Source organism: Gammaproteobacteria bacterium, from assembly GCA_015709695.1.
GTDB lineage: Bacteria > Pseudomonadota > Gammaproteobacteria > Steroidobacterales.
Map to the genome: position 1 here is coordinate 310,391 of CP054183.1, position 11,660 is coordinate 322,050.

An 11,660-nucleotide genomic window follows, 5' to 3' on the forward strand; every position below is an offset into this window, starting at 1 on the left:
TGGCATCTGCCATGAACCGGCGTTCCGCCGCCGTCCGCGGCAGCATGCGGCGATGAGTGGCGTGCTGCCCTCGCGCGGCCTGCTGCGCCACCGTGACCTTGCCCTGTTCCTCGGCGGGCGCTTCGTCTCGGCCATGGCGGTGCAGATGCAGAACGTCGCCGTCGGCTGGCTGGTGTACGACCTCACCCGCGATCCGCTGGCGCTGGGCCTGGTGGGCCTGGCGAGCTTCCTGCCGGCCATCGCCCTTGCCCTGGTGACGGGCCATGTCGCCGACCGCGCCGACCGGCGCGGCATCATCGTCGCCTGCTACGTGCTGACGACGCTGACGGCCCTGGGACTGCTGGCCTGCGCCTGGATGCGTGCGCCGGTGTGGGTGATCTACGCGCTGGTGCTGGCCTTCGGCCTGGGCCGGGCCTTCGCCAATCCGGCGGGGCAGGCGCTGTTGCCGGGACTGGTGCCGGCGGAGGAGCTCGGTGGCGCCATCGCCTGGGGCTCCTCGGTGTGGCAGACGGCGACGATCATCGGCCCCGCCGTCGGCGGCGCGCTGTATGTGCTCGGCGATACGGTGGTGTTCGCCGCTGCCGCCGCCTGTTTCGCGCTGAGCACGCTGCTCTTCGCCCTGGTACGCCACCGCAGCCGCACCACCTCCGGCGGCAAGGCGGACTGGGCGACGCTGCTGGCGGGCATCGCCTTCATCCGCTCGCGGCCGGCGATCTTCGGCGCCATCTCGCTGGACCTGTTCGCGGTGCTGCTGGGCGGGGCCACCGCGCTGCTGCCGATCTACGCGCGCGACATCCTGCAGGTCGGCCCCACCGGGCTCGGCCTGCTGCGCAGCGCGCCGGCGGCGGGTGCCCTCGGCATGGCCCTTTACCTCGTCTGGCGGCCGCTCCGCCAGCGCGCCGGTGCGCGCATGTTCCAGGCCGTCGCGCTGTTCGGCCTGGCGACGATCGCCTTCGGCCTGTCGCGGGATTTCCTGCTGTCGCTCGGTTGCCTGGTGGTGCTGGGCGCGGCCGACATGGTGAGCGTCGTGATCCGCCAGACACTGGTCCAGGCGGAGACGCCCGACGGCATGCGCGGTCGGGTCTCCGCCGTCAACGCGGTGTTCATCGGCGCCTCCAACGAGCTCGGCGAGTTCGAGTCCGGAGCGGTGGCGGCGCTCATCGGCACGGTGCCCGCGGTGGTCGTCGGTGGCGCCGGCACCTTGCTGGTGGCCGCGCTCTGGGCACGCTGGTTCCCGGAACTGCGTCATCGCGACCGGCTGGTCTCGTGAAGCCCGGCCCGTCGCCGCCCGGCCGCGGCGCGAGCGGGCCGTTGTCTCAGCGCGCCGCCGCGTGCGGGCTGACGTAGTCCCCGACCGGGGTACGGAAGGCGACGTTCATGCGGTTCCAGCCGTTGATGGCGATGACCGCGAGGGTGAGGTCGACCAGCGCCTTCTCGTCGAAGTGGCGGCGTGCCTCGGCGTAGACCGCATCGCTCACTTCCTGCGAAGCGATCAGCGTGACCGCTTCCGTCCAGGCCAGCGCCGCGCGTTCGCGGTCGCTGTAGCAGCTGGCATCCCGCCACACCGGCAGCAGGTACAGTCGCTGCTCGGCTTCACCGTGCGCACGCGCGTCCTTGGTGTGCATGTCGAGGCACCAGGCGCAGCCGTTGAGCTGCGATGCGCGTGACTTGACCAGTTCCAGCAGCGATTCCTCCAGACCGCTCCTGTGGACCTGGTGCTCCGTATGAAGCATCGCGTTGAAGGCCTCGGGCGAGGCGGACTTGTAGTCGATGCGCTGTGACATGGCAGGCCTCCTGCTGGCGCGACGGGGTCAGGGTTGCCGATGGTACTCCGCCTGCCTGCTGAGCCGGTGCAGCAGCACGTTGAAGCGATTCCAGGCGGCCGCATCACGCGTGCGGTGCAGCGCGCAGGCGCGGCCGGCGAGACGGCAGGCCTGCTCGACCTCGCCTGCCGCTGCCAGCGCCTCGAGGCTCGCCAGCAGCAGGTCGTCGATCCCCGCGGTGCCGGCTGCCGCCGCCTGCGGCGGCCTGTTGCCGTGCTCATTCATCGCGGATGCGGAAATGCGCCTTGGCCTCGGGCGACATCATCTTCGGTGTCCACGGCGGGTCGTAGGTCAGGACGATCTCCACCGAGTCGATGCCGTCGACCGAGAAGGCGGCATCGCGCGCGCCCATCCGCAGGTAGTCGGTCGCCGGGCAGCCACGGGTCGTGGTCGTCATGGTGATGAGCGCGTCGCCGGCGCCCTGCACGGCAACGTCATACACCAGGCCGAGATCGACGATGTTGTAGCCCAGCTCCGGGTCGATCACCAGCTTCAGGGCTTCGCGGATCGGCCCGGCCGAAGCCTCGCCGGCCGGCGTGCTCATGCCGCCGCATCCGGGGTGCCGCCGATGCGGATCAGCACCCTGTAGGTCTTGCCGTCGGGCTCGAAGGCGCCACGCCAGGCATGGCCGCGCTTGGCGAGCTCCTGGAACAGGAACACCGGCTCGCGGCACAGCAGGGCCGCCAGCACCTCACCGCTGGCCATGGCCTCCGTGGCGGCGAGGATGCGCACCATCGGCTCCGGCGGATCCAGCAGGCGGTTGTCCATCTCCTGCGTCGGTTCGGGCCAGTCCCCGGCCGTCGCAGGGCCGGTGGCAGCGGCCTGCGTCGCGCCGGTGGCGGCCGTGGTGCCCGGCGTGAAGTCGACCTGCCAGTCGCCGCCGCCGATCTCCCTGGCCTGATGGGTGAACCCCCGTGAGCCGAGAACCTGCAGGAGCGGCGTCGGCTTGAAGCTGGCGAACAGGCGCAGCCCCTGGCCCCGCGGCAGGCTCTTCACGGTTTCCATGATCTTTGCGAACGGCTCACCGCCGGCGCGCAGGATGGGACGGACATCGAGTTCGACGAAACCGGTCATGGCGGTCTCCTTTCCATATCAGCTGGCGACGAACGTGAACAGCAGGCGCGGCGGATGCGCGCCGGCCGGCAGGCGCATCTCCGTCCGGACGTTGGCCAGGCGCCGGGTGCGGATGAGTTCCACGGCAATGCCGGCCGCGGCGAGCAGCATGCCGGCGGCGGCTGCGCGGAACAGCAGTGGTGCCTGCAGTACCAGGCATAGCGTGGCGATATCCACCGCGGCGAAATGCAGCCAGAACCACCTGACCGCGCGTGGTTCGACGACGAGGTCCTGCACGCGCGGCGTGGGGGCCTTGCCGAGGACCGGACCATAGCATTCGAGCCAGGTCACGAAGGCGACGATCTTGTAGAGCTTGGCGAGGCCGAGCCCGGACAGCCAGCCGAAGGCGATGAGGAACAGCAGCAGGCCGCTGTAGCTGCCGAGGGTTCCCGTCGCCGCGCAGACGACCGTCAGCAGCGTGGCGACGGCCAGGTGCCCGAGCGCGACCGCGGCCATGCGGCTGTTGAGCTCGATGGCGGGACGGACACGCTGGCGGTACAGCCGCAGGACGTCGCGTCCGTAGAGCAAGAGGCAGGCCAGTCCTGCCAGTCCGGATGCCACCAGCACCACCCCGGGATTGCCGCCGGCGGCCAGCACCACCGTGCCCGCGCCGACGAGCACCGCGAGGGCGAGGGTCCCGAGGCGGAAGGTCCAGCGCGTGGTCGCGCCATCGAGTTCCGGCGAAAGCATGAACATGGCGAGCAGGCGATGGCTGACGCCGATGGCCGTAAACGTCAGCCAGCCGCCGAGTCCGGCGCTGATGTGCAACGGCAGGCCTTGCGACTGCAGACCGAGCAGCCACGGCGAGTGGAGGTAGCCGCCGAACCCGAGGGTGAAGACGATGCCGTAGGCGGCCGTGGCGGCGACACTCGCCAGGCCGACGACGACGAACTGCGCGGGAAGGTTCAGGGGCCATGCCGCTGCCAGCGTGCGGCCAAGCGTCCACAGCACGAGGACGAGTCCACTGCCGAGGAGCAGGCTGGCGGCGAGGAAGGCCGGCGGCAGCACCGGCAGGATGCCCGCGAGCTGCAGGAAACCGGCGATGAGCGCCAGCAGGCCGCCGACGATGAGCAGCAGGGCGGGCAGCGGCAGCACGTTGCTGTAGATCGGCCCGGCGACCAGCACCGGCACGAACTGGAACAGCGCACCGCACATCAGCAGGCTCAGCCAGCCGATGGTGACGCAGTGGACGACGATCAGGGTCCCGGCCGAGCGCAGTCCGCTGGCCGGATAGCCGACGCCGAGCGCCAGCAGGGTCTCCGCCAGCAGCAGGAATGCCATGGCCGCGGCGAAGTAGGCGAGCGTCCAGCGTGAAAGGGTGGCACCCGGAATGGCGAGCATGCCCGGCTCCGCTGGCCACCGGCGGTGCGCGGTCGGGAGCCCCGCCGGTGGCCGCTGGGCTGCCTACTGCGGCAGCCGGCCGATCTTCACCCGCCAGGCGACGGGCCCCGACTCCAGGTAGGTCCAGGAGAACTGCTTCGGGTGCTCCGCCTCGAGCTGGTAGTACAGCGGCTTGGGGTCGTGATCGTTGACGAAGACGAACGCATCGCCAGGCTGCAGGTTGCCGACGAGCTCGAAGATCCGGGCATGACGCTGCATGGGGATGAGGCTGCGGATGTCGACTTCCTGGATTGCTGCGGATTGGATATTGGGCATGGCTGGATTCCTCGCTGTTCCTGCAGTCGTGAGCTTCCTCCCTTGAAGATCGATTGTCAATACATCTTTAACGCAGGATGACGGCCCTGCTGCCACGCTCCGTGCTCAGCCGCTGGCCGGCCCCGCGGCCTTCTGTGCCTGCTCCAGCGCCAGCACGGAATGCGCGTAGGCGCCGCCAGCGCGCATCTCGGCGGCAACCCAGATGGCCTCCATCAGTTCTTCCTGCGAGGCACCATGGCGCAGCGCAGCCCTGGTGTGCCCCTTGATGCAGTACGGGCACTGCGTGACGTGGGCGACCGCCACCGCGATGAGCTGCTTGGTCTTGACCGGCAGCGCGCCGGCGGCGAACACCTGCTGGCTGAAGGCGAGGAAGGCAGCCTCGGTATCGGGCGCCAGCGCGCGGCGCTTGCTGGCGAGGTCGGCAGTGGCGGTGGGATACATTCCGTCGGGCATCGGTCGCTCTCCTCTGGTGATGGGCGTTGCGATTCAGCTGGTTGCTGGCAGCCGTCCACGGACATTCTGCGCATCGAACGGCCCGGTCTCGGCGATCAGTGCCCGGGCGGCATCGACCTGGCCCCAGGTGTTCCAGAGCAGCACGCCGCGTATCCGGCCCGCCTCGAGGTAGTAGAGCACGCCCTCGCGGTAGGGCGTCACCCACTGCTCGACCACCTCCAGCCGGGAATCGACGACCCCGACAGCCTCGTAGCCCAGGTCGAAGAGGTCGGCGTAGAAGAACGGCAGTTGCCGGTACGGCGCATCCTGCCCGGCCATGCACAGGCCCGCGTGCTGTCCCATCTTCAGCGCGGCATCCTCGTGCTCCACGCGCAGCCGGCGGCCGAGCGCCGGCGCCGGAAAGGTGGCGACATCCCCGGCGGCATGGATGTCGGGATCGCTGGTCCGCAGATGGTCGTCGACGAGGATGCCGCCGAGGTCGATCTGCAGCCCGGCTTCCTGTGCCAGCTCCACGTTGGGTGTGATGCCGAGCCCGGCGACCACTGCATCGGCGTGCAGCCGGCTGCCATCGGACAGCAGCAGCCCGGTACCGCCTGCATCTCGACTGGCGCCGGTCACGGTGATGCCGCTGCGCACGTCCACGTCCCGTTCGCGATAGGCAGCGGTGACGGCATCGGCCAGCGCCGCGGGAAAAACCCGCGAGCAGATCGCCGGCCCCGGGAACAGCAGCGTGGTGCGGCAACCGTTGAGCGCCATCGCCGCAGCCACCTCGCTGCCGATGAAACCGCCGCCGATCACGGCGATTCGCGCACCCGGCCTGGCCAGCTGCCGCAGGCGCCGGTAGTCGTCGTACCGGCGGTAGTAGATGAAATCGTCGCCAAAGGGCAGCCGGCGCGGCGTGCCGCCGGTGGCGAGCAGCAGGCGCCGGTATTCCCAGGCATCCCCGGCGTCATCGTGCACGACATGCGCGGCAGCATCGAGCTTCAGGGCACGTCGCCCGAGCTGCAACCGCGCTGCCGCCCTGCCGATGGGGCGCCAGATGTCCTCTTCCCTGCCGTCCTTCCACAGTGCCTTGCTGAGCGGCGGGCGGTCGTAGGGCGGGTGGCTCTCGTCGCCCAGCATGACGATGCTGGCACGCGCATCGACGCTGCGTATCGCCTGGGCGGCGGTCTCGCCGGCCACGCCCGCACCGACGATCAGGTAGTCCACCTTGTGCTTCATGATGACCCCATGCGCTTCACTACCGGGAATCCTACGCCCGGGCGAAGCGGCGAGTCATGCTGCAACAGGTCGCGTGACGCTCAGCGGCTGTCAGGCTGTACCGGTACGCCGAACACCCGGCCGTCCGTCGGCAGCGGCTGGTCGTCGTAGCGTGCGCTGACGACGATCAGCCAGATGCACCCGGCGATCGACGCCGCAAACAGGCCGATGCCGAGCCAGACGACAGGCTGGCCGTACCAGCTGCTGCGCCATCGTGACTCAGCGCGCAGCGGAGTCTCCGGGGTTCGCGAGGTGGTAGACATAGGCGGCCAGCACGTGGATGTCGGCATCCGACAGGCGCGGGCTCCATGCCGGCATGTGACCCTGCCTGCCGTTGCCGATGCTCGCCTCGATGGCGGCCGCGGAATTGCCGTACACCGAGGCGGGATCCGTGAGGTTCGGGGCGCCGATGAACGGGTTTCCCTTGCCCTCGGGCCCATGGCAGGCGATGCAGGTGGTCTTGAACACGGTTTCGCCGGCAGCGGCCCTCTGCGCGTCGTGCGCCTGCCCGGAAAGGCCGAGCACGTACTGCGTGAGGTTCTTCACCGTGTCCTCGCCGAGCGCGTTCCATTGCGGCATGACGCCGGTGCGACCGCCACGGATCGAGTTGGTGATGTCGCTGGCGCTGCCGCCGTACACCCAGTCGCTGTCGGTGAGGTCCGGCGCGCCGAGCAGCGGGTTGCCGCGGCCATTGCGGCCATGGCAGGCCGCGCAGTTGTCGACGAACAGGCGCTCGCCGAGCTGGCGCGCCTGCGGATCGGCGGCGGCCTGCTCGATGCCAAGCGCCGCCAGGCGTTGCAAGGCCGGATCGAGCCGGGCGTCGTTGGCTTCCACGGCACGCGCCAGTTCGCCGTGGGAAGTCCAGCCCAGCAGGCCCTTGAAGTTGCCGAAGCCCGGATACAGCAGGAAATAGGTGAAGGCGGTGATGAACATCGCCAGCGACAGCGCGATCCACCACCGCGGCAGGCGATGCATGCCTTCGCGCAGGGCGCCATGCGCCCAGACGTGGCCGGTGGTGCCGTCGGGCAGGGTCGGCACCCTCGCGAACGGCGCCCACAGGAACAGGCAGAACGTCAGGCCCATGTTGAAGACGATCAGGCCGATTACCCACCATGCCCAGCCACTGCTCATCGACGCTGCTCCTCGTCAGTGGCCGGAATCGGTTCGCCTGGCGATGCGGCCTGGTCTTCCATGGGAAGGCGCGCCAGCGTGTTGAAGCTGCGCTTGTGATAGGGCAGCCAGGCCCAGACCCAGATGCCGAGGAATGCCGCCATCATCAGCAGGATCAGCACTCCGGTGGCGTGGCCCCAGGCCGGACTCATGGCGTTTCCCCGGAGGAGGCCGAAGGTTCGTTGGCGATGCCGAGCCCCTGCAGGTAGGCGACCAGCGCGTCCATCTCCGTCCTGCCCTCGACGGCGGCCGCCGCGCCGGCGATGTCGGCGTCGGAGTACGGGTCGCCGAGCCGGCGCAGCACGCGCATGCGGGCGGCGATGTCCGCGCCGTCTATCGGCGCCTGCGCCAGCCAGGGATAGGCCGGCATGTTCGACTCCGGCACGACGCTGCGCGGATCCATCAGGTGGGTGCGCTGCCACTCATCGGAGTACTTGCCGCCGGCCCGGGCGAGATCCGGCCCGGTGCGCTTGGATCCCCACTGGAAGGGCCGGTCGTAGACCGACTCGTCCGCTGTCGAGAAGCTGCCGTAGCGCTGGGTCTCGAAGCGCAGGGCGCGGATCATCTGCGAGTGGCAGAGGTAACAGCCCTCGCGCACGTAGATGTCGCGGCCGGCAAGGCGCAGCGGATCATACGGCTGCACATGCGCCGGTGGCTTGACCTCCCTGGCCATGATGAACAGCGGCGTGATCTCGGCGAGGCCGCCGATCGACACCATGACCGCGGTCAGGATGCCGAGCGTCCAGGCGTGCTTCTCGATGAACTCGAAATGACGGTATGCCATGGGCCGGCCCTCAGACCGCGGCCGGCAGCGGCGCCGGCGTCTGGTGTGAATCGGGTTCCGGGATCGGCACCGGGATCGGCAGGATGATCTTCCTGCGGGCATCGGCGGCGGTGTACCAGAGGTTCCAGGCCATCACCCACATGCCGAGCCAGATGAGGAAGCCGCCGAACCAGCGCGCCATGTACAGCGGCTTGATGGCGAGCAGGCTGTCGATGAATGGATAGGTGAGCGAGCCGTCGGGCTGCGTGGCGCGCCACATCATGCCCTCGGTGACGCCCGCGACCCACATGGCGACGACATAGAGCAAAGTGCCGGAAAAATGCAGCCAGAAGTGCAGTTCCATCCCGGCGCGGGAATGCATGGCGGGGCGGCCGAGTGCGCGCGGTGCCATCGCATACAGCGAGCCGATGGTGATCATCGCCACCCAGCCCAGCGAGCCTGAATGTACATGGGCGATGGTCCAGTCGGTGTAATGCGACAGCGAGTTGACGCTCTTGACGGCCATCATCGAGCCTTCGAAGGTCGAGGCGGCGTAGAACACCAGGGCGATGACCATGAACTTCGCGGCCGGATCGTCGCGCAGCCGGTGCCAGGAGCCGTTGAAGGTGAACAGGCCGTTGGCCGCGGAGCCCCAGCTCGGCATCAGCAGCACCAGCGAGAACGCCATGCCGACCGACTGCACCCAGTCGGGCAGGGCGGTGTACATCAGGTGGTGCGAGCCCGCCCACATGTACATGGAGATCAGGGCCCAGAAGTTGACGATCGAGAAGCGGTAGCTCCACAGCGGCTGCTGTGCCTGCCGCGGCACGAAGTAATACATCATGCCGAGGAAGCCGGCGGTGAGGAAGAACGCCACCGCGTTGTGCCCGTACCACCACTGCACCATCGCATCGACCACCCCGGAGTAGATCGGGTAGGACTTGGTCAGGCTGACCGGCAGCGCGAGGTTGTTGACGATGTGCAGCAGGCCGACGGCGATGATGAAGGCGCCGTAGTACCAGTTGGCGACGTAGATGTGGCGGATGCGCCGGCGCGCCAGCGTGGCGAAGAACACCGCGCCGAAGCTGACCCAGACCACCGCGATCAGGATGTCGATGAACCACTCCGGCTCGGCGTATTCCTTGTTCTGCGTGATGCCGAAGGGCAGGGTCAGCATCGACAGCACGCAGGCCAGCTGCCAGCCCCAGAAGGTGCCCTCGGCGAGGCCGCTCCAGGCGAGGCGAGTATGGCCGGTGCGCTGCACGACGTAGTAGCAGGTGCCCATCAGCGCCGAGCCACCGAAGGCGAAGATGACGCCAAAGGTGTGGTCCGGGCGCACGCGGCTGAAGGTCATCCACGGGATGTCGAGGTTGAGCCCTGGCCAGGCCAGCTCGGCCGCCGCGTACATGCCGATCAGCATGCCGACGATGCCCCACACTGCCGAGGCCAGCAGGAACAGGCGCACGACATGGTCGTTGTAGTACTCGGTTTTGGGCATGGCGGCTCCTGGACAGGAATGGCAATTATAGCTGCGCTGCAACAGGCGAGCTGCTGTCGGGGTCAGTCCGGCGTGGGGCGCCGGTATGGTAGCAGGCAAGGCCCGGCAAATCACCGTATAGATGCCTTGGCGATGCCCCTACCCGGTTCGCTAGACTGGACTGCCCTGCCCGGAGGTGCCCCGCACATGAAGACATGCAAGGTGGCAGTGCTGCTCGGCAGCCTGCGCAAGGATTCCTACAACCGGCGGCTCATGCTCGCCGTCGAGCGCCTGTCGCCGCCGCAGCTGCAATTCGCCCAGGTGCGCATCGACGACCTGCCGCTGTATTCGCAGGATTTCGATGCGGATTACCCGCCGGCGGCGCGCCGCCTGAAGCAGGAGATCGAGGCCGCGCAGGCCCTGCTGTTCGTCACGCCCGAGTACAACCGCTCGGTTCCGGGCGTGCTGAAGAACGCCATCGACATCGCTTCCCGGCCCTGGGGCACGAACTCGTTCGCCGGCAAGCCGGCGGCGGTGATCGGCACCTCGATCGGCGCGGCGGGCACCGCCATCGCCCAGCATCACCTGCGCAGCTCGCTGCATTTCCTCGACGTGCCGACGCTCGGCCAGCCCGAGGTGTACCTGCATTTCCGCGACGAGGTCATCGCCGCGGATGGCACGGTCGGCAACGAGTCGACACGCGCCTTCCTGCAGCGCTTCGTCGACGCCTACGTGGCCTGGGTGGGGCGTTTCGTCAGCGGCTGATCCGGCGGCCGCAGGATCGCGGGGCCGTTCAGTAGCCCCGCCCGGCATCGACCACCGACAGCAGCCGTTCGCCAGCCACGTAGCGGCGCAGGTTCTCCTGGGCCACCGTCAGCAATCGTGCCGGAACCTTGTCCGAGGTGGCCGCCACGTGCGGCGTGATGATGACGTTGGGCAGCTGCCACAGCGGATGGCCGGGCGGCAGCGGTTCCGGGTCCGTGACGTCGAGGCCGGCGCCGGCAAGGCGCTTGTCCTGCAGCGCCGCCAGCAGGTCGGCGGTGACGACGCTGCGTCCCCGGCCGACGTTGATGAAGTACGCGGTGGGCTTCATGGCGGCGAAGAACCGCGCATCGAACAATCCGCTCGTCGCCGGCGTCAGCGGCAGGGCATTGACCACCACGTCGGCGGATGCGGCCAGCCGCAGCAGGGCGTCGGGGCCGCCGACCTCGTCCACGTAGTCCGGCCGGGGCTGGTCGCTGCCGCGCGTGGCCACCACGCGCATGCCGAGTGCATGGGCGCGCCTCGCCACCTGGCTGCCGATGCCGCCGAGGCCGGCCACCAGCAGCGTGCGGCCCTGCAGCTCCCAGGCCTGCGAGCGTGGCAGGAGCTCCGGGCTCCAGCGGCCGCTCTTCTGCGCCGGCAGGTAGACGTTCAGGCCCCTGGTGAAGGCCAGCAGCAGGCCGATGGCGTGCTCGGCGATCTCCGGGCCGGAGATGCGCTGCATGTTGGTGAGCAACAGCCGGCGTTCGCGTACCGCCGGGATCGTCACGCAGCGCTCGCTGCCCGCCGAGAACAGCTGGATCCACAGCGCCTGGCGTGCCGCATCCACGAGTTCCGCCGTGCACAGGCCCATGATGGCGTCGGCCTCCGCGGCGGCAGCGACCGCCTCGGCATCGGTCTTCGCCCATACCAGTCTGACGCCGGGCGCCATGGCCTGCAGGGCGGGCATCATGCCCGGGTAGTCCGTGCGCACCACGACCATCCGTGGCCGCTGCCAGCGCGGGTCGTCACGCACCGCCGGGCCTGACTCGCGCAGCTCCAGGGCCGCGATCAGCTGCGTGGCCTCGGGCAGTGCCGCGGGTGTGTCCAGCGCCATGGCGGCCGGACCGATGAGGAAGGCGGTGATGAAGGCGATCCAGCGCATGGTTGGCTCCTCGTTCCCGGGTGGATGATACTGCGCAGG

Annotated in this window: 16 protein-coding genes; 2 read left to right on the forward strand and 14 right to left on the reverse strand. The window is 69.3% G+C overall.

Annotation, left to right across the window (positions count from 1 at the left end; genetic code table 11):
• The first annotated feature begins 52 nt into the window (after positions 1–52).
• A complete protein-coding gene (locus HRU81_01505) occupies positions 53–1,270 on the forward strand; it encodes an MFS transporter (GenBank protein QOJ30886.1) in 1,218 nt (405 codons plus the stop codon).
• A 46-nt stretch (positions 1,271–1,316) separates the two neighbouring features.
• Here the strand turns inward: HRU81_01505 and HRU81_01510 are convergent, their stop codons facing one another.
• The 13 genes from HRU81_01510 to ccoN all read right to left on the reverse strand — a co-directional run bounded on the left by HRU81_01510 (position 1,317) and on the right by ccoN (position 9,736).
• A complete protein-coding gene (locus HRU81_01510) occupies positions 1,317–1,784 on the reverse strand; it encodes a carboxymuconolactone decarboxylase family protein (protein ID QOJ30887.1) in 468 nt (155 codons plus the stop codon).
• 27 nt (positions 1,785–1,811) lie between these two features.
• A complete protein-coding gene (locus HRU81_01515; GenBank protein QOJ30888.1) occupies positions 1,812–2,048 on the reverse strand; it encodes a hypothetical protein in 237 nt (78 codons plus the stop codon).
• Positions 2,041–2,367 carry a metal-sulfur cluster assembly factor gene (locus HRU81_01520; protein QOJ30889.1) on the reverse strand — a complete coding sequence of 109 codons (327 nt, stop codon included), beginning with the start codon at positions 2,365–2,367 and terminating at the stop codon, positions 2,041–2,043. The genes HRU81_01515 and HRU81_01520 overlap by 8 nt, the downstream gene beginning before the upstream one ends.
• Positions 2,364–2,897 carry a DUF2249 domain-containing protein gene (locus HRU81_01525; protein ID QOJ30890.1) on the reverse strand — a complete coding sequence of 178 codons (534 nt, stop codon included), beginning with the start codon at positions 2,895–2,897 and terminating at the stop codon, positions 2,364–2,366. Before HRU81_01525 ends, HRU81_01520 begins: the two co-directional genes overlap by 4 nt.
• 18 nt (positions 2,898–2,915) lie before the next feature.
• Positions 2,916–4,268: a hypothetical protein gene (locus tag HRU81_01530; protein QOJ33235.1), complete on the reverse strand. Its 1,353-nt coding sequence runs from the start codon at positions 4,266–4,268 to the stop codon at positions 2,916–2,918.
• 72 nt (positions 4,269–4,340) lie between these two features.
• Positions 4,341–4,592 (reverse strand): DUF2249 domain-containing protein, encoded by a 252-nt coding sequence (locus tag HRU81_01535; GenBank protein ID QOJ30891.1) that lies wholly within the window; start codon positions 4,590–4,592, stop codon positions 4,341–4,343.
• A gap of 105 nt (positions 4,593–4,697) precedes the next feature.
• Complete coding sequence (locus HRU81_01540; GenBank protein ID QOJ30892.1) at positions 4,698–5,045, reverse strand: carboxymuconolactone decarboxylase family protein; 348 nt, start codon at positions 5,043–5,045, stop codon at positions 4,698–4,700.
• Positions 5,046–5,078: 33 nt separating this feature from the next.
• Positions 5,079–6,266 (reverse strand): FAD-dependent oxidoreductase, encoded by a 1,188-nt coding sequence (locus HRU81_01545; protein QOJ30893.1) that lies wholly within the window; start codon positions 6,264–6,266, stop codon positions 5,079–5,081.
• Positions 6,267–6,346: 80 nt separating this feature from the next.
• Positions 6,347–6,568: a hypothetical protein gene (locus tag HRU81_01550; protein QOJ30894.1), complete on the reverse strand. Its 222-nt coding sequence runs from the start codon at positions 6,566–6,568 to the stop codon at positions 6,347–6,349.
• A complete protein-coding gene (ccoP, locus tag HRU81_01555; protein QOJ30895.1) occupies positions 6,525–7,436 on the reverse strand; it encodes a cytochrome-c oxidase, cbb3-type subunit III in 912 nt (303 codons plus the stop codon). Before ccoP ends, HRU81_01550 begins: the two co-directional genes overlap by 44 nt.
• The gene (locus HRU81_01560; GenBank protein ID QOJ30896.1) at positions 7,433–7,627 is read right to left on the reverse strand and encodes a CcoQ/FixQ family Cbb3-type cytochrome c oxidase assembly chaperone; all 195 of its coding nucleotides are present in this window, start codon (positions 7,625–7,627) and stop codon (positions 7,433–7,435) included. Before HRU81_01560 ends, ccoP begins: the two co-directional genes overlap by 4 nt.
• Entirely contained in the window at positions 7,624–8,259 is a 636-nt protein-coding gene (gene ccoO, locus HRU81_01565) for a cytochrome-c oxidase, cbb3-type subunit II (protein QOJ30897.1), read from the reverse strand. The genes HRU81_01560 and ccoO overlap by 4 nt, the downstream gene beginning before the upstream one ends.
• A 10-nt stretch (positions 8,260–8,269) precedes the next feature.
• Positions 8,270–9,736, reverse strand: coding sequence for a cytochrome-c oxidase, cbb3-type subunit I (gene ccoN / locus HRU81_01570; protein QOJ30898.1), 1,467 nt, complete (start codon positions 9,734–9,736; stop codon positions 8,270–8,272).
• Positions 9,737–9,922: 186 nt separating this feature from the next.
• On the opposite strand from ccoN, the gene HRU81_01575 reads away from it, so the two are divergent.
• A complete protein-coding gene (locus HRU81_01575) occupies positions 9,923–10,480 on the forward strand; it encodes an NAD(P)H-dependent oxidoreductase (protein ID QOJ30899.1) in 558 nt (185 codons plus the stop codon).
• Between the two features lie 28 nt (positions 10,481–10,508).
• Here HRU81_01575 and HRU81_01580 read toward each other — a convergent pair whose 3' ends face one another.
• Entirely contained in the window at positions 10,509–11,621 is a 1,113-nt protein-coding gene (locus HRU81_01580; protein ID QOJ30900.1) for a D-2-hydroxyacid dehydrogenase, read from the reverse strand.
• Positions 11,622–11,660: the final 39 nt, after the last annotated feature.

What these genes read in the sequence shown, in the direction of transcription:
- ccoP (QOJ30895.1), bottom strand. Translation starts at nt 7,436, where the DNA reads ATGAGCAGTGGCTGGGCATGGTGGGTAATCGGCCTGATCGTCTTCAAC.
- ccoO (QOJ30897.1), bottom strand. Translation starts at nt 8,259, where the DNA reads ATGGCATACCGTCATTTCGAGTTCATCGAGAAGCACGCCTGGACGCTC.
- HRU81_01505 (QOJ30886.1), top strand. Translation starts at nt 53, where the DNA reads ATGAGTGGCGTGCTGCCCTCGCGCGGCCTGCTGCGCCACCGTGACCTT.
- HRU81_01515 (QOJ30888.1), bottom strand. Translation starts at nt 2,048, where the DNA reads ATGAATGAGCACGGCAACAGGCCGCCGCAGGCGGCGGCAGCCGGCACC.
- HRU81_01535 (QOJ30891.1), bottom strand. Translation starts at nt 4,592, where the DNA reads ATGCCCAATATCCAATCCGCAGCAATCCAGGAAGTCGACATCCGCAGC.
- HRU81_01540 (QOJ30892.1), bottom strand. Translation starts at nt 5,045, where the DNA reads ATGCCCGACGGAATGTATCCCACCGCCACTGCCGACCTCGCCAGCAAG.
- HRU81_01545 (QOJ30893.1), bottom strand. Translation starts at nt 6,266, where the DNA reads ATGAAGCACAAGGTGGACTACCTGATCGTCGGTGCGGGCGTGGCCGGC.
- HRU81_01575 (QOJ30899.1), top strand. Translation starts at nt 9,923, where the DNA reads ATGAAGACATGCAAGGTGGCAGTGCTGCTCGGCAGCCTGCGCAAGGAT.
- HRU81_01580 (QOJ30900.1), bottom strand. Translation starts at nt 11,621, where the DNA reads ATGCGCTGGATCGCCTTCATCACCGCCTTCCTCATCGGTCCGGCCGCC.
- HRU81_01525 (QOJ30890.1), bottom strand. Translation starts at nt 2,897, where the DNA reads ATGACCGGTTTCGTCGAACTCGATGTCCGTCCCATCCTGCGCGCCGGC.
- HRU81_01510 (QOJ30887.1), bottom strand. Translation starts at nt 1,784, where the DNA reads ATGTCACAGCGCATCGACTACAAGTCCGCCTCGCCCGAGGCCTTCAAC.
- HRU81_01550 (QOJ30894.1), bottom strand. Translation starts at nt 6,568, where the DNA reads ATGTCTACCACCTCGCGAACCCCGGAGACTCCGCTGCGCGCTGAGTCA.
- HRU81_01520 (QOJ30889.1), bottom strand. Translation starts at nt 2,367, where the DNA reads ATGAGCACGCCGGCCGGCGAGGCTTCGGCCGGGCCGATCCGCGAAGCC.
- HRU81_01560 (QOJ30896.1), bottom strand. Translation starts at nt 7,627, where the DNA reads ATGAGTCCGGCCTGGGGCCACGCCACCGGAGTGCTGATCCTGCTGATG.
- ccoN (QOJ30898.1), bottom strand. Translation starts at nt 9,736, where the DNA reads ATGCCCAAAACCGAGTACTACAACGACCATGTCGTGCGCCTGTTCCTG.